Raw genomic sequence first — 19745 nt, 5'->3', positions numbered from 1 at the left:
GCCCTTAAACATCTGAACTTGAGGAACCATCTTTTCTCACAATAATTCTACAAACCTAGAGATAAATAACTACCTCTAGCGAAATACTAGACCCTCTCGTTACCGACATCTGTCCAACAGCCCAATATTGGGGGTATTTTAAATTTTTAAACCATTTGTATAAATGAAAGCGCTGGCAAGCAAGATTACAAGGGGGCTCACGACAGAAAGTGTTCTGGTGTGCGCCGACAATAGCGGGGCTAAAGAGGTCAAAATAATCAATTTCAAGCACTACCAGTGCAGGAAGAGGAGAAACCCCAGCGGAGGCGTCGGCGACATAGTAACCTGCGCTGTAACAAAGGGAGAGTTTAAGCTCAGGCACAAGGTCCACTATGGGATTATTGTAAGGCAGAAAAAGGAATTCAGGAGAAACACTGGAGTAAGGGTTGCCTTTGAGGACAATGCGATCATACTTACCGACAGCAAGCTGAACCCTCTTGGAACCGAGATTAAAGGCCCTATAGCAAGGGAGGTTGTAGAGAGGTACCTTCCAGTGGGAAAGCTTGCCTCAATTGTAGTTTAAAGGCAGTTTTCACCAGTTGGCTGATTTACTTAACTAATTAAACGGGACGCTTTTTTCGGGCAGAAACAAAACTGCGCCCCGTTGCCCGAAACCGAATACTTGCCTCTTTCTATCCATCACCTCTTAGGAGAGCTTCAAACCCTTTCGCTCTTTGTACACTGATGACCCTAACTGCAGATTCAGGCATTTTTCACCTCTGCCCAGGAAAGAACTTTTTCGTAGTCCCTTTCCAGGTCAAATATCAGCTTTATCCTAAGCTGCTCGGGAATCTCCGCCTCCCTTATTATCTCAACACACTGCTCCTTGTGGAAATCAAGCTCCCTTGGAACAGAGCTTCTGCTCCGGTAAAACCTGAGAGCTGCCGCCGGAAGAAGGATTTTCCGGAAAACCTCCACACACTCATCCAGATTGCCTATAGAATATACCCCCGCGCGAGAACGACCGATTGCCATATTGCGTTAAGAAGTTAAGAAAGGTGCGCGGGATTAGCATCTCAATGTAAAAATTGGCTTAGTGTTCCAACCTTTACCCGCGACAAATTGCATAAGGTGGTTTTACGCGAAAAGTATTTAAAGTTTAGCGTGATATCGGCAATTGCCGTTAAGTTTGGGCCAAGCCGCCCAAAATCTTCCGGAAAGCTTCTCTTGTGCAAAGTATCATCTCCTCGGGGCCGGGCAAATCCTCCAGAGGAGACCAGATATATGCTGTATGCTCAGAAGAGAGCTTTACTTCAGGCCGCCCGGATAGCATTACTTTGTAGACAAAAACTTCCAAAATTGCCCCTTCCTTCTTGTTTTCGGGATAGTAGCATATAGCAAACGGCTCTTTTTGAGGGATTGCTTCTATTCCCGTTTCCTCCCCAAGCTCCCTTACTGACGCAAGGTAAGGCGTTTCCCCGCCATCGACTTTTCCTCCTGGAAAGCCCCATAGACCTGGAGAATACTGCGCATGCAAGGAGCGCTTAAGCAGAAGACAGCAACCCTGATTATCAACCACCATTACATCTGCTGCCTGTTTCATAAAATACTCTACCTATAAAAAAGCAGGCACTTCCTGGACTACCTACCCTTCCAAAACCACTATGTTTAAAACCCACTCTAAAGAACAAACCAAAAAGAACAAGCCCTTATTTCTTGTGTCTTTGGGACTTTCTCCTCTTTTTGAGCTTATGTGTCTTAATCTTACCCTTCTTTCTCTTTTTTCCACAAGGCATAATCTACAACAGAAATCAAAAATATATGTCTGCAAAATCCGCCTTTTTATTAAAAGACACAAGTTCTTCGGGCAACCACTTAACTCCTCAGGGGCAAGTGAGATTTAAGTTATTTTCAGCACTCTATTTATGAGACATGACTTGCTTGCAGACGCATTTTCGGCAATAAAGAACGCCGAAGCGGTTGGTAAAAGTGAGACCCTTATCAGCAGCAGCAACCTCATAAAGAACATTCTTGAGGTGCTTAAGGCAAAGGGCTACATAAAGGGCTATGAAGTCCTGCCAGAGAACAACTACCACAGCTTCAAGGTCAAGCTAAACGGAAAAATCAATGAGCTCAAGGTCGTCAAGCCCAGGATTGCGTTCAAGAAAAGCGAAATCGTGAAATTCAAGTTCAGGTTCCTTCCAGGCGAAAATGTAGGCCATCTTCTTGTTTCAACCCCTAAAGACGGGGTGACAACCGAAAGGGAAATAGAGGGAAGCCAGGGCGGAATCATACTCGGGTACGTCTATTAGCCCCAAAAAGCCCCTTTTGCGCACATACTTCAAATCTTTCAGACGGGAGGGTTTAAATTATTTAGAATAACTCTCTTATGGGAAAGAAAGTCACAGGCCCGGTATATCACCGGCTGTTTGAAAATGTATTTGTTTGCCTGAGATGCAAAAGCAAGCAGAGAGCAAACCCCCTTGCAGTCCGGCTCAAGAAAGTCCACTGCAGGAAGTGTGGGGTAAACACCTTCCGGCCCAAGTCAAAGATGGGCAAGAGATAAGATTATAAATCACCTACTGACAACCTAATCCAATAAAAGTTCATTTTTTGGTTCAGAATGCAATCAGTTCAGTCCCCCTGAGCAAAAACACAGAAAAAAACCCATGCAGTTTTTATAAAGGCAGCTATTCCAGAACCTTTCTCATCGAGCCGGATTTTGCGCTGTTCAGTGCGCTAGTTATGGACTCTGAAAGGGTATTGAAAAAGAGAACCTGGCTTTTGGCAAATTCCCGGACTTTTGGGTCTGTCTTTTTCCCCTTAAGCCCACTTTCAAAGGCAGTAAAATACCTTGCCCATGCGTCCGACAACTCCCGGCCCGCCCTGAGCTTTTGGATATTTCCGGACTTTTCTGCCCTTATAAGCTCCCTGAGAAAGTGGGAAATTTCCCTGTCATAGCCGGATTCCGCCTTTTCCAGGAATTTCTTGAGCTTAAGCTTTTGCCTCGAAATTTCCTTTGACGCGCTCAGCGTAGAAATTTTCCTTACCTCCTTAAGATTGCTTGTATAGGCGCCTTTTTCCTCCACCCTGCTCAGGCAGGGCTTCTTGGACTGGTAAGCGCTTAACGTGCTCTCAATTATCCTGGTTTCGGTTTTGCCAAACCCCCTTTTTTCTGCCATATTTTCAGATTAGCGATAGAACTTGTCTTTTGCCCTTGCGACATAGCCCTTCTCCCTTGTCAACTTCTTGAGTGCATACGCCCCGGTCACTCCTGCCCCGAGGATTGCAAGAGCGCCAAGCGCAATTTCCATGTTGCTTAAAGTATCATCAGACAAATTAATGCCTTTGGACGACAGGTCCACTTTTCCAAGCGAGGACTCGATGTGGTCTCTAATCTCACCCAAAACACCTCTATCCCTTTGGTAGTCCAGCCATTCCCATCGGTTGAGGGCGCTTGGCTGAAGGTTTTCAGCCGCCTCATCCAGGGCATCTTTGTCAAAAATTTTTGCCTCTTTTGCATTCTCCCAGCCCCTAAACTCAGTTGACTCAAAGCCGGCAAGTTTTGCATGCGCATATTCCTCAGGGCTTCCCCACTCCAGTTCGATATTATTTAACTCCTCAGGGTCATCCTTAAGGCCATCGACAATTTTCTCAACGGCCCTATCATATGAGCTGGCACTGCTATACCCTGCGTCTTTTGCCATTGCCCATTCATCGAAATTGCTAAAGCCCCCGCGGGAAGCCGCCCCAAAATCGGCACTGGAGTCAAAACCGCCCCGTACAGCATCCACAAAATCATCGCGGTTGTCAAAGCCCATTACCCTCGCAAGGCCATATTCTTCAGGGCTCTTCCAGCCCTCAGAAGCAACCTCATCTTTCCAACTATCCGATTGGACATCTATTCTCGACGCAAAATCGTCGATGGCACGATTTAGCTCATTACCACTATCATGCCCCGTCGTAACTCCAATCTCATACAAGTCCTTATTCCTAAGATGGTCTTTTACGTCATTGCCATACAAGCTCTCAAATCCTTCCCTATCACGGGTCTCTTTTAGAACGCCAAAATATCCTCTTTGCTTGACAGGGTCCTGAAGGGTTTCATAAAATGGGCTTCTATCGCCCGACTCAACCTTTTCAGCCATATATCTATACGCCAAGCCGGCTATATATTAGCCATTTGGGCCGGAAGACTGGCAAAAAGCCCCAAAAATAGGTTTTTGAAGACTATTAAATATTCAAGAATAACATTATGGCAATAGTAAGAGCAAAGGATGCTAGAAAAATGACCGATGACGAAAAGGAGAAAAAGCTTAGAGAGCTTACCCTTGAGCTTGCAAAAGAAAAGAGCAACGTGGCTATCGGGGGAGCAGTAAAAAACCCAGGACGGCTAAGGGAGATGAGAAGGACGATTGCCCGGTTGAAAACAACAATGGCTAAATAATGGCAGACATATGCACGATTTGTGGACTTCCGCGGGATATATGCACCTGCGGCGCGATGAGCAAGGAGGAGCAGAAGATAATCATTTACACCCAGATTGGGCGATTCAAGAAAAAAATAACGATCATCTCAGGGCTCGACCCCAAGCAAGTTGACCTCAGGGACCTCCAGAAAACGCTAAAGATGCGCCTTGCCTGCGGCGGAACAGTAAAAAAGGACGAAATCTGGCTGCAGGGAGAGCACAAGGAAAAGGTGCGGCATATTCTGGTCGAGGAAGGCTTCAAGAAGGAATCCATTGAGGTCAGGTAAAGCGGCATTTGTCGAATATTGGCTTTAGAATTAAAATCACAAGAGTTTTTGCTAACTATTGGCAGTCATTTCAAGTCTGGCTCGATAAACGGCTCCACCAGCTCCTTGTTTTTTGCCGCCCTTAAAATCCTGGCTGCAAGGGCTTTTTTGAGCCGGTGATACTCCTCCATCCTCTTTTCTTCAGGCAGCCCCTTAAATGCCTCTGCCAAGGACACGCCCCTATTCCTAATTGGGCAATTTCTTGCGCAGCAGTAAGCAAGCGAGCCATAGCAGGTTTCAGCGTCAAGGCCGGCCTCCCTGGAAAAATCCTCCTTTAGTTTTACAAACTCTTCCGGTGTGAGCCCCATTTTCTCAAGCATTTCGTCCCTTACGCAGAGGGATTTTCCCTTTTCGTGCCTTTTGCAGCACCAGGCAGCGGCCCGGGGGTCAATCCTGTAATTAGGGTCATTCCTCGCAAAATCATGGCAAAATGGGATAGGCGCCTCACTCCAGCCGGGAAAGTCCCGTAATTGCTCAACGGGAAGGCCAAAAGCAGATTTTTTTGACTTTGCCATAGCAGAAGATTAGGCAAAAAGGTATTTATCCTTGCAAAACCGCCAAAAAAGATATTTTCATTACTTAACTGTAAACTTAAGCTCAATAATGAGATTTGACGACCTGATTGGGAAAGTGAGAGCAGAGGTAAAACTTTCACCCTGGCCATATGGAGCCAGAAAAGCAGATGACTTTCCCTACAAGCTTCCGCTTGTCGTAAGAAGCGACGGAGATATTTCCGCCATAAGCTCAGAAAGCCGGGGCGCCATTCTAAAAGAGGGAGAAAAGACCTACAAGCTAAAAGGAGTTGATCCGCATGGAAACATTCCCAAAGCCATATGGAAAGCGCACTCAAGAAGACGCAAGGGCCTTTCAATGCCAAGCCCAGTGCATGACTCCATATTTTCTTGCCCGTTGGCCTCGCCAGAATGCAACTATTTTCCGCTTCAGGAAAGCGACGCCTGCGACCCTCATATTGAATGTGGACTATACAGACAGTCAGGGTCGTTTGGAGTCCTCAGCCGGAAGAAGGCAGAAAATGAGCTAGAGGCCTGCGGGCTTATTACGGACTACCTCAATCAGTTCGGCTTTTCTTCCCCTTACGCCCCAGTGTGCCTTGGAAGCTATGAAAACCTGTTCTTTGAAGGAGCCCCAACCGCATGCATTGCGCTTGAAATCCCAAGCATCGGAAGCGACCTCCGGCTAAAGGAAGCGCTCGCCATGAGTTCCCGCAAAAAGCCGGACCCGGAGGAGGCCTTTGAAGTCTACCTGAAGCTTGCCGAGTGGAATGGATTTTGCGCAAAGCTTCACAGTGACTTAAAATTACTCCCCTCAGAGGGCTCACTTGCCTGCGACAATTATGTTTTGTCGAGAATTTCCCGCTCAGGGCTTGGGCTTCTAAAGACCGACCATAGCTCGACAAGGATTGGCACTCCGCCTGGCGCAGAAATAATGGAAAAAATGCAAATTGGAAACGGCCTGTTTCTCAGAGGAAACAGCCGGGGCAAGCCAAAAAAGATTGCAGAGCTTGATAAGGCCTATCAAAGAGGGCTAAATACTATTCCAGAGCCAATAAGCGAGAGCGAACTAATGCGGCTTTTCTAGCGGGCAGATTACCCCTATTCTTTAAAAAGCCATTTATGGAGAGGATACTCACTAAGCAGGAACTGGTGCAATATTACTCGAACAAGGACCTCCAGAATCTCCTCTGGGAATTCGGACGCGGAAGGGAAGTGGTCGGAAGAATGATTGACGGGGCTTACTTCAGGCGCCCGTCAATTCTGATGTACCCTAACGATGTTCCGGGGCTTGTGATGAGAGGGGCTGCAAGCTTCCACTCTTCTGTCGAGAGGTGGACAAACCCGCTCCTGATTGATGAAAGAAACCAGGACGAACTTCGGACGGGCTTTGACTGGATAATCGACATAGATTCGGATAAGGGCGTCGAGGAAGCAAAAAAGGCGGCCCTTATTGTCAGAAGCATCCTTGACGGATACGGGCTTAAGTACATTGTCAAGTTCTCCGGGAGGCGTGGATTTCACTTCTGCGTTTTCTGGGAAAACCTGCCGGATGCCTTTGACTACAAAGAAACCCGCTTGAGATACCCGGAGATTCCAAAACTCCTGAGTAGGTTCTTAAGGTACAGGTCCGCTTTTGAGCTCACAAAAGACATTATCCAAAATGAAGCAAACAGCATCCGCTCCACCTACCTTGAAGGCGTTATCCACCTGCTCTCTCCAACCGAAATCACACAAAGCGACTCCAAAATCCTCAAAAACCTGCCAAGCTTCATAACGGATCAGGAACTTGAAAGAATCAAGCTCTGCCTTGAGGAAAACCGGTGGCTAAATTATCTTGAAATCGACTGGAGTAACCGCCACCTCTTCAGGATTCCCTATTCCATCCATGAAAAGACCGGCAAAGCGTCGGTGCTGATAAGCCCCTCTGACCTTGAAATGTTCCTGCCCGAAATGGCTGAAATCGGAAACTTTGACTTTAAGGACATTGAAATCTCCGGCAACAAACATGGGGGCGAAGCGCTGATAAGCGACGCAATATTCTGGAACAAGAAAATAGAAGGTGCCTGGAAATCAGAAAAAGAGGGCCTGGACAAAAAGCCCCAGAGAGAGTTCGTTTCCTTCAAGGACAAGATAGCAAGGGAGAATTTCCCGCCCTGCATCGAAGCAATCCTGACAAACCTCAAGGACGGGAGGAAGAGAAGCGTCTTCACGCTTATCGCTTTCCTCAGGTCCTGCAACTGGACATGGGCTGAAGTCGAGGAAACAGTTCTCGACTGGGGAAAAAGGATGGGCATGAGAGAGGGCTTTGTAAAGGCGCAGCTTGCCTGGCACAAAAAGCAGGCGCGAAATGTCCTGCCACCAAACTGCGAAAACGGAATGTTCTACAAAGACATCGCAATCTGCCATCCCCTCCCTCTTTGCGGGAAGATAAAAAACCCGATAAACTTTGCAATCATCAAGTCAGGAAAGGGCGAGAAAAAAGATGGGCAGAAAACGAAGAGGAAACGGCGTGTGAAGCGTGAAAAAACTGCAGAAAAGCCCGCCGGGGAACAAAAGGCATAGCTCTTCCCCCGCAGAAAAGCCCTTTCAATATTCTGCCCTTAATACGCGCCTCAGGAATCAAAGCACTCCATCATTTCCTCCATACGGGTCGCCGCATCAAAGCCAAACTCTCTTCTGGCACCATCAACTGCCCTCTCAAGGACTTTGTCGTTCTCATAACCATAAACAAAAGTGCGGTCCCACTTTCCCATTCTGCGCTTGAGCTGTCCTGCATGCACCGGGTTCCATTCCCGATAGGGCATAACCGTTCCATCTACCACAACTGGTGTCTCAACACCTGGGTCAAAGACCTTGTGCCTCTTGATTACAAACGGGCGGTCTGTAATTTGCTGAAGGTGACCTTTGAGTTCGGCTTCGCCTGCCTGAACCGAGCCGTACGAGTCAAATCCATCAAGCCGATACAGACGCTCTCCAAGTATTCCTCCATGCTTCAAAACCAGCTTATCGTACTCCACATCGACCATTCTGAAAATCGACTTGTGGTCGATTATTCCTTTGTCCATCAACTCCCTTGCCACTTCCCCCGCAAACGCTTCCTTGGCCCTGAGGCAGGGATTCTTATAGAACCTCTCAAACAAGTTCACTCTTGAGTCCAGGCACTTGGCGACGGAATCAGGGTCCAGGAAAACAATCTCGCCATTGTACAAATCAATACTGCTGAAAGGGTCTGGTTGTGCCTCAATACAGCCCCACGGGACCATGCCAAGATTTTGCGAGTCATATGCCGTATAACTACAGCGGTCTACATCAAGAGAGCCGGGGCGGTTGATAAGCTGCGTTATCGGGTTCTTGCCTCTGCCCCTAACCGCATCGACAAGCTCGCCCCTTGAAACAGAATATTTGTCCAGCAGGGCATCAAGCTCAGGGCACTGGTCAATAACATACCCGAACCATCCTTCGTCGCTTAATGACAATCCCACTGCAGAAGAGTCTGAACGGGGTGGCGTAGCGACATCGTGTGTCATGCCGGCACAAACGCCAAGCTCCCTGTCAAGGTCATGTATCTGGGCCAAGCGGTCAATCTTGCTTGCGCATATGATTGAGTGCCCATATCGGGTTCCACAGGCCTGGATGCTCTTGGTACACCGGTCAGCTAGTCCCAGTTGGCTTATGTCATTAAGCCTTGCGACAATAGGAAGCTGGTCCAAGTCCTGATAAATGCTTCCTTTACCGTCGCTCCCTTCATAGTTGATTATTATCCTGTTTAGGGGTATGTGGACTGGGTCTTCCAGATTCTCACTGACTCTCAGCCATTCGGCGGGGGTTTTGCAATAAACAATGTCCTTCATGAATGTTCTAAGGCCAATACCTTAAGATAGTAAATATGACTCAAATCAGAAGCTAAGTCTTCCCGCCCAAAAGATTCCTTCCGGTTATCGGAATTTTATTGCCGTGGTCCGTTTCGAGCCCCCCAAGAAAACTGCCCAGGTAGCGCAAAGCAAGGTCAGGTGGGATATGCTCACAGGTTATTATTACCTTATCCCGGTCTCCTTCAGAAGTCCCTGTTATGGAAAACCTGGTTCTGGGGTCTGTCGAACTGCCATTTACATTTTCTCTTATGTACTCCCCGCCAACCCTGCAACTTCCGCATCTTTCGCTGTTTGGGACGGCTTTAAGCAAAGCGCCTCTTATATAATCCATTCCGCCGCTGGAACTGCCAAGGCCGTCTTTTGGAAAATTGACCGTTACCTTAAGCGGCGAAAAAGTCCTCATGTAAGTGGGGCGGTTTTGGGTTTCAGAAATCTCGATGCCAAGAACGGGCGGCGCCTTGCCGGGCAAATAAGAAGCCATAAGGCAATTAAGCAGAATTTCATTAAAACAAAAAGAAAGGAAAATAAAAGGCGCTCGCTATAACCCCGCTGCTTCAGCCAGGAATCCCGGCCCGCCTAAGGATAATGCGTCAAGCTTCGCAATAGGCAGTAAAACCTCTCTCGCTGTAATCTCTGCGTGTTTATCAACCCTGCGGGCAATATTTTTGCCCACTGCCAGAAGAGTCCCTGCAAGGTGGCCATCGGTTCCAAACATGGAATACCTCGGCCCTTCCCACTCCAAACCGTACCAGGGCTCGTGTGCTAAAGAGAGCCGGGCGTATGTCCAGGACGGGTCAAAATATCCGCCAACCGGCATCAGCACCTTGAGGCGCTTGTCTGCGAAGGGGGAATAGTATCCAACTATTGTGTCTTCCCCTTCAGGCATCCTTGCCGCCCCTTTCCTGTACTCAACAGGCACAATTTTGAGGCCTTCTTTCCGGTCCTTTTCGACCAGGTGCATGCCATAATCGCCTGCGGTCTGGTAAAGGATTCTCTGGAGAGTTTTTCCGTCAGTAGGGTGTGAAAAGCCGAGCCCCACATACATGTCCTTAAGCCCTTCCTTAAGCCCCGCTATTGGTTTTCCGCTGCACCTCAAGCCCTCTTTCGGGAGAATAACTCCGCTCCGCTCATTTTTGACGTAGATACCCGAAGATATGTCGCTGCATTTCATAGTAACTTTCTTAGGTTAGAAGAAGTTACCTTCTCCTAAAAAAACCAGACAAAAAAGCCGCTCTTGAAAAATGCGCTAATCCCGGATATTCTGTCCAATTCCATTCATATATCTTGGGAAAATATTTAAGCCCTTGCCCTTTCCGGAATGACCTGAGGATAATCAGTCAAAACCGCCTCTGCAAACCTTCGCGAAATATAGCGGAGAAGACCCTTTCTGGGATTTTCCGGCACGAGCAGGAGGCCATTTTCGCCACAGGCCTCCACTGAAAAGTATGGGATTGGGGAAATTGGGTTTGACCGGTTCTCCAAGTGGCAGCCGTCACTGCAATCGCACCTTACCTGGGCTTTCGGCCTAAGCTTGCCAAAAACTTCCACAACATATTCCATCAACTCTTTTTGCCCCTGATACCTATTTTGGCCGCCCCTTATCTCAATATACTGCCAGTCATCTCTTGAATCCATCCAGGAAAGTCTCTTTGGAGCGTGCCCATTTTTCAGAACCAAACTGTTTACAATCATGCCAGTAAGATAAGCTAAATAGTGAACCATATATTCAAAACCGTACGGAAAATGGCAGGAAATCTAAATCTTGTACTTGTCACGCCTCCAGTTCTTGACGTTAGCCCTTATCCTCCTTCCTCTTGCTCTTTTTAAGCCAAATCTCTTTATGTCGCACCACCGTGGAGCCGGCTTCTTTGCGACTGCTATAAGCTTTAGTTTCTTGGACAAAGGTTTTTTGGTTGCCATAAAACCCTTTCTTTTAAAAATAAATAGCCCCTGCCAGGAAAGGCATTCCTGGGAAAAGGGCTAAAAAAGCGGGTTTTGGAAGCCAGAGGGCGATTTCACAGAGCAATCAAGCCAAAATCAACATAAAAACACAAACAAAAACTGCCAATAGTACTAGCCGAGCTGAGCCACATACTCGGGCAAAAGAAAGCCAAGTTCGCCACCCCTAGCTTTAAGTTCTTTGGGAGTAATCGGAAGCAAGGAAGTTCCTTCGGATTCCAATGGCCTAACCCATCCGCTTGTAGTTCCTCCCGCGTTATAGAGGGTTTCATCAAAAGGCCTTCCGTAGAACTCATCCAGGGCTACTGCACGTCGAACAGCATCGGCAAAGGTTCCACTGACCTCTTCTATAGGCAAACGATAGCTTGCGCTTTTGCCTTCCTCACCCGTCCGCCCGGTGCCGCACATTATCGCCCACTTGCCCGTCTGGTCGTAAAATTCTACTCTCCGATCATTGCCCCATCTACCGAGGTATGCCGAAACTCTGTCTTCAACTTCTTTGGGTCCTAGATTAAGCGTTGTTGTTCCCATAACTTGCAAACGAAAGATACTTAGAAAGGTGCCGGAAGACGAGAATACATTGCCAGAGATATAACCTGAAATGAAGATTTCTGGCGACACGGGTCAGGGAAGAGATTCTTACTTTTCAAGGTATTTCTGGTGGTAATCCTCAGCCCTCCAGAAATGGCTTGCCCGCCGGATTTCCGTCACAATTTTCTTTCCGATACGCTTCTGCCTCTGGTCTCTTGATTCACTTGACTCCTTTTTCTGGCGCTCAGTGTAATAAAAGATAACCGAGCGGTACTGGGCGCCAATGTCAGGCCCCTGCTGGTTTAGCTGGGTTGGGTCATGGATTTGCCAAAATGCATCCAGAAGCGCTCTATAAGTGATTTCTTTCGGGTCATATTCGACCAAAACTACTTCTGCATGCCCCGTGTTTCCCCGGCATACTTCTTCGTAAGTTGGATTCCTCTTCGAGCCGCCCATATAACCAACTTCAGTGCTTTTTACTCCGGAAAGTTTTCCAAATGCCTCCTCTGCGTGCCAAAAGCATCCTGCGCCAAACGCGGCTTTCTCCATAACTCATCTATCCTCATCCCCAGTATTTAACCTTCAGTCGGGTACCTCCAGAAGCCGGCACCACTCGCATTCCTTCTCGCCCCCATTCTCCGGGCAGGGGCCTTTAAGGAGGGAAATCGCGCGGTTCCAGATCTTTGCCGCGTTTTCCACGCTTACATTCATCCTGACAAGAGTCGTGTCGAAAACAACTGAGCCGCTGTCAAGGACCTCCCTTGGGACATAAAACAGAAGGAATGCAAAGTCCTCAGTTTCAAACCCGTTTTTCCGGAGCAGGAAATTGTACAGGTCAAGCTGGTTTCGGTAGTGCTCTGCCGTGTCCTCCTTCAAAGGAAAGCCCCGCGTCTTGTAGTCAAGAACTATAAGCTTATTTCCATTAACCATGATGTTATCGACCGCCCCGTGCAGGATGTTTTCCTCGCTGTCAGCCCAGGAAATCCCCCGGAAATTGTTTCTCCAGACTTTTAAAAGGCCCTTATTGTCAAAGAGGCGAAATCCGTTGCAGCTACCGTTTTCCCGGAGTTCCGGCGGAAGCTCGCCCCGCTCCATGAACCTGTCAAAATGCTCCTTCAAAATCCTGTCCATTCCCGAAGGCAGAGACGGAAAAATCCCCTGCGGCCTCTGCTTGTGCCTGTTGAAGTGAATCCAAAAGCACCTTGGGCAATCCTCCATCAGGGATAAGCTAGACGGTGAAAGCTTGTAGGCCATAATAGACCTGGGCGTAAAAATAGTTTTGTTTCGAACACTCAATTAAAAAGACCTCTCAGTGTCCGACCAATCCCACCAGACCGCTTCATCTTAAGTGGCTCCATATTCCTTTCTTTTGCTGCATCAAGAATTTCGGAAGCGATTTTTTCTGCGGTCGATTCGTAATTGCCAAAACCAATAAGAAGTGTCTCATAGAGCTTTGGACTCAATCTAAGACCAACCCGCATCAGGTCTACAGTTACATCTTCTCCCACCTCTTTAAAACCACCAAGTAGGGCTTCAATATTTCCACCAGTGTCTACTTGTGTCAGCCCACCCTTGGATCCCTTGGGCGGATCAAAACCCAGACTTAGACAGTAAACCTTAAAACTCTGCTCCTCTTCTGGCACCCTTAAATCTTTAAGGAATGGTACCTTATTTTTCTCACTTAAGCCAGCCGCAATCACAAATGGATGCCCAAAGTTGGAACTCTGTATACTATACCGGGGCATTTCATTCCGATACTTATCCAAAATACCTCGAGTCTCTCTTGCGAGACCAGAAACATTCTCCCAATAGCCCCTGTAGGCAAGCAATCCTACTTTTCCCGAACCTATTCCTGCCATAAAAATAACCACTAAGAATTAATAAATTTCAGCAAAAAAGAGCCATTTCTGAAGGGCGCAAATAGGTTATTTTGACACCAGGGTCAAATTCGGCATTATTCATAACAACAGAAGCAACCTGGCCTGCGGGCAGGGCGTAATTTCCAAGCCCTTCTATCTTAAGCTCAAACCTATCCGGTCCGATGCCCGACTGAAAGGAAAAATGGTCCATAGGTGGCTTGCCAAGGCGAGACTTCAAAGCAGGAAATCGGGTGTTTGTGTGAAAGGCGCAGTCAATATACCTGACCACACCATCCCTAGTAGTCAGACCGTTATTTGCAGCGCGTTCCTGATAATCACTGAAACTCTCCTCGCGTTTGGGTACAAGGTAGCCCTCAAGAAAGAAGCTTGGCGAACCAACCTTTCCCGGGAGCAGTTCAGGATGAATAACGCTGTAGGTGGGAATCCTGGGAAGCACCTTGACCAATTGATTATAAGTTATTCTGCTCAAAGTTGCCATCTTTTGCCAGTCACCTCCAAACCTGCACTCAAGGCCTGTCCCCCAGAATTCTTGTTTCTTCTCAAACATAAATGACATCACCAAACGCTAATAAAGCCGATTAATATGATATAAACCACCCCAAAGTTATAAATATTTTAGAGACTATCTTTATGGTATATCGAAGCATTTCATGGGGTAATGTCAAAATTCCAGAAGAACTTGTGGGAAGAATTGTAGGCGCAACCGAAAGCCACCACGGATTTATTCTAGAGGGCAATGAAAACCCCTCACTTTACCTTAGATGCCCAAATCTACCAGAAATACTGCCGGGTTCAGCTGATGGCTTCTATGTTTCAAGCGCCTACTCGCCAAAAGAACCCCCCATAAAAGGACTGGGAGAGCTGGCCGGAGTAAAAGTTGAAAGCATTGGTGTGGTGCCCTTAAAGCACACCACAATACCTGAAGACAAGAGAGGATTCCTGTTTGAAGAAGCCACCCTGACAACCAGCGGCGGAACTTATAAACTTATCTGGGAACCACTTGACCCAAAAAAGCCAGACCCACACTATAAAGCTTACAGGAGTAAGCCGGTGATTAATAGGACCTAAAATTAGCCCAGATGGGGTATCTCATCCAGGTCATCCAACCTCAAATCTCTTGCTTTTGCTGCTATCGAACTGCCCACCTTACGAACGGTTTCTTCATACGGTCCGGTTCCCATAAGCCGAAGGTTGCAAAAACCCTCGCCAATATTGTGGGAGTACAGTAAGGTATCTCCGGGGCTACAGCCGAAAGGTCTTGATAGGAAAGGGTGTTTTGGCTCATTCCTGATTACGGAAAAATTAAAAACACTTGGCAAGTCTCCCTCAATATAATAGTGCCCTCTTGCTGGTACAAATCCTGGATGAGTCAAGCTAACGATAAGGCCTGCCATGGTACCGCCATCAACCCTTGGCATACACATGGAATATGCCTTAAAGCTCTGGTCTGTACCCGGATAGACGATTCCTTCCTGAAAGGCCCAACTGGGCGCACACTCATAACCAGCAACTTTTCTGGCAATCCTGTCCCTTAATTTCGTCCCAGGAGTAATTTCCTTAAAGGCGCCACTTGCAGTTCTGGGGAGCTCTGAAACCTCCTCCCAAGAACCCCCGTACGAACCACTAAAGATTGTCCCCATAATGCTTACTCTAAGACCTTAACCTGTTCCCAAAGATAATGTGGCGCCTTGTACATTTCAAGTTCGCCCAAATGTGCCCCCATATTTTTTGCTTCTGACATACTCTAATTCCTAATAGCCATACTGCTTCCGGCTCTTGAAAATACGCATATCCAGGTCACGTGCTTTTTCTTCTATCTTGTGCCCTACTTCAAGGGCTGTTTTTTTGTAGGGGCCTGTCCCACTAAGACCCATGCTCAAAGAATCCTCTTTCAATTGTAGAGTGCTTACAAAAGCATCTGCAGGGTTTAGCTCAAGAAACTCTGAAGCACGACCCCCATTCTGCAACACGTTCATTTGGGTAGCCATAATCTCCACCATTTCTCCATAGGACAATACACTCCCCCAGGAAAGGCTTGCGCCTGAATCCCGAACCGAAGAGAACTGCTTAATTCCTAAGGGTATGTCTTTATCTATGAAATATGAAGCCCTGTAATCCTCAAAACTCTGGCCTCTTTTTGGAACTTCAAGGCCTCTTAAAAATTCACTGCTAAGCGAACCGTCATAGCCGGCAACCCTCCTTGCAATTCTATCCCTCAAACCTGTCTTGGGAGCAAACTCCCGAAGCGCCCTTTTTGAATACCTGGAAAGGTCTGAAATATCCTCCCAGGGGCCTTCGTAGGCCTTAAAATCTCCCTTAAGCTCAATCACCATTCCAACATCACCGTCCATAATATTTACGCCGAGGCCTTTGCCTCCCCCTTAAGATAATTTGAAATCCCTGACAGGTCAAGCGGGTAAGGGAAAACAATTGTGGACTTTCCTTCCCCTGTGATTTCCCCAAGTGCCTGGTATGCCCGAAGGTTCTGCGCGACTTTCGAGCCCTCAAGCGTTCTTGCGGCCTCGATGAGCTTCTTTGCCGCCTGGACTTCGCCTTCGGCTGAAATGACTTTGGCGCGCCTTTCCCTTTCGGCTTCCGCCTGCTTTGCCATCGCCCGCTTCATGTTTTCAGGCAGGAAAATATCAGTAATTTTGACGTCAGCTATGTCGATTCCCCAGACATCAGTTTCCTTGTCGACAATCTCCTTGATTTTTCTTCCAAGCTCTTCCCTCTTGGTCAGGATGTCATCAAGGTTTGCCTTTCCGCACATGTCCCTAAGAGCCGACTGGGCAAGCTGAGCCACTGCGGCCTTGTAGTCGCTTACGCCAAGAACCGCCTTTTCCGGGCTTTCGACCCTGTAAAAAACGACGCCGTTGACGTAAAGCGTCACGTTGTCCTCAGAAATGACCTCCTGCGTCCTTATGTCCATAGGGGTAATCCTCATGTCAACCTCGGTAATATCATCGATTCCCGGGATATACCAGCGAAGCCCCGGCTCAAGGGTTCCGACGTATTTTCCAAGCCGGAACTTGACGCACTTGTCGTACTGGTCGACAGTAAACGGGTAAACTCCCGGGATTATCCTGTTTGAAATGGCAATAAGCCCTTTCTGGTAGTCCTTTGGGACTCCTGAAGTATAAGGGCTGAAATTGTCGCCTGCGCTGATTGCAGGAGCGCCGGAAACCACGCTCTCTGTGAACTTGTTCGCGTACGCCTGAACCTCTGAGCTTTCTGACATAATTGTTACACGAGAATAGTTATTTAAATCCAAATTTCTGACTCTTGCTACTTCAAATGTTCCGCCTGTTTCAGAGTCTTTTTAAGAAAGAGTAAATAGGTGGATAGGTTATGGAACTTAAAGAGCAGATATACGATTTCATAAGGGCAGAGTACTACGACCCCCTGGTATTTGCATCGACTCACGGAAAGCCGCTTGTGGTGAATTTCGCAGACCTTGATAAGTTTGCGCCGGAGATTGGAGAGAAGCTTCTGGAGTCGCCTGAGGAATATATTGCGCTTTTTGGAGAAGTTGTCGAGGACTTTGACCTGCCAAGACTGCCCGCAATACAGTTCAGGAACCTCCCAAAAAGCCAAGAAGTAACCTTAAAAAACATGAAAATGAAACACTTGGGCAAGTTTTTGACCTTAAGGGGATATATCTCTGAAGTTTCTGAGATACATATTAGAATTACCAAAACGATTCATGAATGCGCTAATTGTGGCAATCTCTTCGAACAAAAACAACTCAGGGAACGACTGGAATATGCACCGTGTCCTATTTGCAAGAACCTCAAAGATATACCCATCAAGGACAATAAAAAAACGAACCAGTTTAGAATAATTATTTCTGATCCAGAAACCAAGCAAAAACTAGAGCTAAGATTTAATGAACCCCTATCGAATCCAGAGGTACATTCTAGGATGAAAGCAGGCAATTCCCTAAGGGTAAATGGAATCTTAATGGAATTGAAAAGACTCCCAGAGGACAACCTATATCAGCCTAACCTCGTTTTTGAAGTAAACTCTATTGAAGGTGAAGAAACTGAACCTGCGGTGGTCAAGAACCCCAAACAATATGAGCACTTTCAAGAACTATCAAAAACCCCAAATTTCTTTGAAAAGCTTTCAGAAAGAATCATGCCTTGTGCCAGGGATTATAAGGAACTGGCAGAAGCGTTATTATTACTCTCTTTTGGGGGGATAACTAAGCAGAGCAAGGATGGAAATATTCTCCAAGGGAATATAAAGATACTCATCGTAGGTAATCCTGGCACAGGAAAAACCTCACTCTTAAAAAATATCCAAAGCAACTTACCAAAGACCTACGAGATTCCACTGATAGCCACCACAAATGCCATAGGAAAAAAATTCGAAGAAGAAAAACCTTGGACCGTAATTTTCGATGAATTCCAACAAGACAAAAAACTAAGGGAACTTCTGGAATTCACTATGGGGTATGAAGGTAATTTTGGAGTGATTGTGTGTGCATATCCTAGACGAGGTGTAATCTCAGACTATGTATCCTTGGATGAACAACTAATATTCAAAGACCTAGCCCCCCTGTTTGATCTGATTTTTATTAAAAGAGAATTAAAGGTTAACGATACTTCCACTCCTCCTGAACAAGAAGATATGTTGAAAAAGGAGAAATTAGAGGAATACCTCAGATACTCAAAAACAAATATACGAATTCTTGAGTTTACTGAAGAGCGCCAAAAACAACTTGGAGCGTTCTGCGAAGGATTAAGTAAAAAAATTCCACTTCAAGAATACCTAACTCCCGAATGGCTAAATCCCTTGAGAATAACCGAAACTCTGCACAAGCTTTCTGAAGCTTCAGCCAGAGCCAGATTATCCTGCAAAGTAGAAGAGGAAGATACTAGGAGGGCCATTAGAATTGTAAATGCCTATCTAAGAGACCTGAGATTTAACTTTGAAGCTAAAGCACCCGAACCCGTAGCTTCAGAATCCCGTTCTAATCTAAGTAAGCTCTTCGATTTAATAAAATCCTTAGAAAAAAACGACCCCGGAAAGGAGGTATCTCTTGAAGAACTTTCCAAAAAAGCAAACGAAAGCAATATTGAGAACTTAGAAAAACTTATCAAAAGGTTAAGTGATGAAGGACTAATTTTTGGCTATCCCTTAACTAAAAAAGATCACATTAGGCTATTATAACTAACCAACAAAATTCGCCTTCCCGCCCTTCAAAAAGCCCTCGATGTTTTCCACAGTCGTGTCCAGGATTCTTATCAGGGCCTCACGGCTATTGAAGGCATTGTGAGGCGTGAAAACCACATTGTCCATCCTGAAAATCTTCTGGTCGCGCACAATCTCACGCCACTTGCCCGGGTTTCCGGACTCGTGCAGGAGCGCATGCTCCTCCTTTATCAGGTCTTCGCCCTCGATTACGTCAAGGCCGGCACCTGAAATCTTTCCCGACTTCAATGCCTCATAAAGCGCGTCAGTGTCGACGACCGCGCCTCTTGCCGTGTTTATCAGGACTGCGCCCTTTTTCATCTTGGCGATGTTTTCCCGGTTTATCAGGTGATGCGTGTTTTTGTTGTAAGGCACGTGAAGCGAGACGATGTCAGACTCTGCCAGAAGCTCGCCAAGCGGCGAATACTTGAAGTTTATGACTTCCGCCAAAAACTCGTTTCTGTTGACGTCATAAACGCGAACGTGCATACCAAACGCCCTTGCCATCCTTGCGACGTGAAGGCCAATGTGGCCGCCGCCGATTATACCGATTGTCTTCCCCTTGAGGTCGAAGCCCACAAGGCCATCAATCGAAAAGTCGTCCTTCAAAGTTCTTACATATGACTTGTGGACGTTTCTTGAAAGCGACAGGATAAGCGCGAAAGTGTGCTCCGCTACGGTGTTTTCGCCGTAGCAGGGCACGTTGCAGACCTTGATTCCCCTTGCAGAGCAGGCGGAAAGGTCAATATGGTCAAAGCCGGTCGACATGGTTGATACCAGCTTTAGGTCTGGGAGGGCTTTAAGGACTTCTGGCGTTACCTTCGAGCTGATGAACGCCGCAATAATTTCAGAATCCTCTGCCTTCTCAAGATTCTTGCCAGAAACCGGCTCGGAAAAAAACTGCAAAGTATGCCCCTTAAGCTTCCCTGAAAGGTATTCCTCCTCCCAGGGCCTGACTTCAAAAAAGGCGATTTTTGCCATAATGATAGGAAACTGATATTAAATGAATCTGAATCCAA

At 46.9% G+C, this 19745-nt stretch carries 28 protein-coding genes; 9 read left to right on the top strand and 19 right to left on the bottom strand.

The window, feature by feature from the left end:
* The first annotated feature begins 163 nt into the window (after positions 1-163).
* Positions 164-562 (top strand): uL14 family ribosomal protein, encoded by a 399-nt coding sequence (locus tag JW727_00655; GenBank protein MBN2094535.1) that lies wholly within the window; start codon positions 164-166, stop codon positions 560-562.
* Positions 563-741: 179 nt separating this feature from the next.
* Here the strand turns inward: JW727_00655 and JW727_00650 are convergent, their stop codons facing one another.
* Both JW727_00650 and JW727_00645 read right to left on the bottom strand, forming a co-directional pair.
* Entirely contained in the window at positions 742-1014 is a 273-nt protein-coding gene (locus tag JW727_00650) for a hypothetical protein (protein MBN2094534.1), read from the bottom strand.
* A 148-nt stretch (positions 1015-1162) separates the two neighbouring features.
* Complete coding sequence (locus JW727_00645) at positions 1163-1582, bottom strand: NUDIX hydrolase (protein MBN2094533.1); 420 nt, start codon at positions 1580-1582, stop codon at positions 1163-1165.
* A 322-nt stretch (positions 1583-1904) separates the two neighbouring features.
* Here JW727_00645 and rpsH point away from each other — a divergent pair, with 322 nt between their 5' ends.
* A complete protein-coding gene (gene rpsH, locus JW727_00640; GenBank protein MBN2094532.1) occupies positions 1905-2291 on the top strand; it encodes a 30S ribosomal protein S8 in 387 nt (128 codons plus the stop codon).
* Between the two features lie 77 nt (positions 2292-2368).
* The gene (locus JW727_00635; GenBank protein MBN2094531.1) at positions 2369-2545 is read left to right on the top strand and encodes a hypothetical protein; all 177 of its coding nucleotides are present in this window, start codon (positions 2369-2371) and stop codon (positions 2543-2545) included.
* 124 nt (positions 2546-2669) lie between these two features.
* Here JW727_00635 and JW727_00630 read toward each other — a convergent pair whose 3' ends face one another.
* Together JW727_00630 and JW727_00625 are read right to left on the bottom strand one after the other, a co-directional pair.
* On the bottom strand, positions 2670-3161 hold the full coding sequence (locus tag JW727_00630) for a hypothetical protein (GenBank protein ID MBN2094530.1): 492 nt from the start codon (positions 3159-3161) through the stop codon (positions 2670-2672).
* A gap of 9 nt (positions 3162-3170) precedes the next feature.
* Entirely contained in the window at positions 3171-4127 is a 957-nt protein-coding gene (locus JW727_00625) for a hypothetical protein (GenBank protein MBN2094529.1), read from the bottom strand.
* Positions 4128-4234: 107 nt separating this feature from the next.
* Between JW727_00625 and rpmC the strand changes: the two genes are divergently transcribed.
* Positions 4235-4426 (top strand): 50S ribosomal protein L29, encoded by a 192-nt coding sequence (gene rpmC, locus JW727_00620; protein ID MBN2094528.1) that lies wholly within the window; start codon positions 4235-4237, stop codon positions 4424-4426.
* Positions 4426-4734, top strand: a complete 309-nt coding sequence (gene yciH, locus JW727_00615) for a stress response translation initiation inhibitor YciH (protein ID MBN2094527.1) — start codon at positions 4426-4428, stop codon at positions 4732-4734. The genes rpmC and yciH overlap by 1 nt, the downstream gene beginning before the upstream one ends.
* A 65-nt stretch (positions 4735-4799) precedes the next feature.
* On the opposite strand, the gene JW727_00610 is transcribed toward yciH, so the two are convergent.
* Positions 4800-5288 (bottom strand): hypothetical protein, encoded by a 489-nt coding sequence (locus JW727_00610; protein ID MBN2094526.1) that lies wholly within the window; start codon positions 5286-5288, stop codon positions 4800-4802.
* An 88-nt stretch (positions 5289-5376) separates the two neighbouring features.
* On the opposite strand from JW727_00610, the gene JW727_00605 reads away from it, so the two are divergent.
* A complete protein-coding gene (locus tag JW727_00605; GenBank protein ID MBN2094525.1) occupies positions 5377-6372 on the top strand; it encodes a hypothetical protein in 996 nt (331 codons plus the stop codon).
* Positions 6373-6407: 35 nt separating this feature from the next.
* The gene (locus tag JW727_00600; protein ID MBN2094524.1) at positions 6408-7850 is read left to right on the top strand and encodes a hypothetical protein; all 1443 of its coding nucleotides are present in this window, start codon (positions 6408-6410) and stop codon (positions 7848-7850) included.
* Positions 7851-7900: 50 nt separating this feature from the next.
* Here the strand turns inward: JW727_00600 and JW727_00595 are convergent, their stop codons facing one another.
* The 10 genes from JW727_00595 to JW727_00550 all read right to left on the bottom strand — a co-directional run bounded on the left by JW727_00595 (position 7901) and on the right by JW727_00550 (position 14077).
* On the bottom strand, positions 7901-9139 hold the full coding sequence (locus JW727_00595) for a hypothetical protein (GenBank protein ID MBN2094523.1): 1239 nt from the start codon (positions 9137-9139) through the stop codon (positions 7901-7903).
* 52 nt (positions 9140-9191) lie between these two features.
* On the bottom strand, positions 9192-9641 hold the full coding sequence (locus JW727_00590) for a hypothetical protein (protein MBN2094522.1): 450 nt from the start codon (positions 9639-9641) through the stop codon (positions 9192-9194).
* Positions 9642-9698: 57 nt separating this feature from the next.
* Positions 9699-10331, bottom strand: coding sequence for a hypothetical protein (locus JW727_00585; GenBank protein MBN2094521.1), 633 nt, complete (start codon positions 10329-10331; stop codon positions 9699-9701).
* Positions 10332-10456: 125 nt separating this feature from the next.
* Entirely contained in the window at positions 10457-10882 is a 426-nt protein-coding gene (locus tag JW727_00580; GenBank protein MBN2094520.1) for a hypothetical protein, read from the bottom strand.
* Positions 10883-10915: 33 nt separating this feature from the next.
* Complete coding sequence (locus JW727_00575) at positions 10916-11080, bottom strand: hypothetical protein (GenBank protein MBN2094519.1); 165 nt, start codon at positions 11078-11080, stop codon at positions 10916-10918.
* Between the two features lie 153 nt (positions 11081-11233).
* Complete coding sequence (locus JW727_00570; protein MBN2094518.1) at positions 11234-11650, bottom strand: hypothetical protein; 417 nt, start codon at positions 11648-11650, stop codon at positions 11234-11236.
* A 108-nt stretch (positions 11651-11758) separates the two neighbouring features.
* Positions 11759-12199 (bottom strand): peptide-methionine (S)-S-oxide reductase MsrA, encoded by a 441-nt coding sequence (msrA, locus tag JW727_00565; GenBank protein MBN2094517.1) that lies wholly within the window; start codon positions 12197-12199, stop codon positions 11759-11761.
* Positions 12200-12232: 33 nt separating this feature from the next.
* Positions 12233-12904 carry a PD-(D/E)XK nuclease family protein gene (locus tag JW727_00560; GenBank protein MBN2094516.1) on the bottom strand — a complete coding sequence of 224 codons (672 nt, stop codon included), beginning with the start codon at positions 12902-12904 and terminating at the stop codon, positions 12233-12235.
* Between the two features lie 38 nt (positions 12905-12942).
* Positions 12943-13509, bottom strand: coding sequence for a hypothetical protein (locus JW727_00555; protein ID MBN2094515.1), 567 nt, complete (start codon positions 13507-13509; stop codon positions 12943-12945).
* A gap of 28 nt (positions 13510-13537) precedes the next feature.
* Entirely contained in the window at positions 13538-14077 is a 540-nt protein-coding gene (locus tag JW727_00550; GenBank protein ID MBN2094514.1) for a hypothetical protein, read from the bottom strand.
* A gap of 83 nt (positions 14078-14160) precedes the next feature.
* Between JW727_00550 and JW727_00545 the strand changes: the two genes are divergently transcribed.
* Positions 14161-14598: a hypothetical protein gene (locus JW727_00545; GenBank protein MBN2094513.1), complete on the top strand. Its 438-nt coding sequence runs from the start codon at positions 14161-14163 to the stop codon at positions 14596-14598.
* Positions 14599-14600: 2 nt separating this feature from the next.
* Here JW727_00545 and JW727_00540 read toward each other — a convergent pair whose 3' ends face one another.
* The 3 genes from JW727_00540 to JW727_00530 form a co-directional block, all read right to left on the bottom strand.
* Positions 14601-15170 carry a hypothetical protein gene (locus tag JW727_00540; protein ID MBN2094512.1) on the bottom strand — a complete coding sequence of 190 codons (570 nt, stop codon included), beginning with the start codon at positions 15168-15170 and terminating at the stop codon, positions 14601-14603.
* A gap of 111 nt (positions 15171-15281) precedes the next feature.
* Positions 15282-15881, bottom strand: coding sequence for a hypothetical protein (locus tag JW727_00535; protein ID MBN2094511.1), 600 nt, complete (start codon positions 15879-15881; stop codon positions 15282-15284).
* A gap of 5 nt (positions 15882-15886) precedes the next feature.
* Complete coding sequence (locus tag JW727_00530; GenBank protein ID MBN2094510.1) at positions 15887-16768, bottom strand: slipin family protein; 882 nt, start codon at positions 16766-16768, stop codon at positions 15887-15889.
* Between the two features lie 110 nt (positions 16769-16878).
* On the opposite strand from JW727_00530, the gene JW727_00525 reads away from it, so the two are divergent.
* Positions 16879-18705, top strand: coding sequence for a minichromosome maintenance protein MCM (locus JW727_00525; GenBank protein MBN2094509.1), 1827 nt, complete (start codon positions 16879-16881; stop codon positions 18703-18705).
* On the opposite strand, the gene JW727_00520 is transcribed toward JW727_00525, so the two are convergent.
* Positions 18706-19707 carry a hydroxyacid dehydrogenase gene (locus tag JW727_00520; GenBank protein ID MBN2094508.1) on the bottom strand — a complete coding sequence of 334 codons (1002 nt, stop codon included), beginning with the start codon at positions 19705-19707 and terminating at the stop codon, positions 18706-18708. It lies immediately after the preceding gene.
* Positions 19708-19745 lie beyond the last annotated feature (38 nt).

The sequence above is a fragment of the Candidatus Aenigmatarchaeota archaeon genome, assembly GCA_016932615.1.
Lineage (GTDB): Archaea > Aenigmatarchaeota > Aenigmatarchaeia > QMZS01 > QMZS01 > JAFGCN01.
Note: the sequence above shows the minus strand (reverse complement) of the source record. Positions and strands in the feature narration are given on the sequence as shown.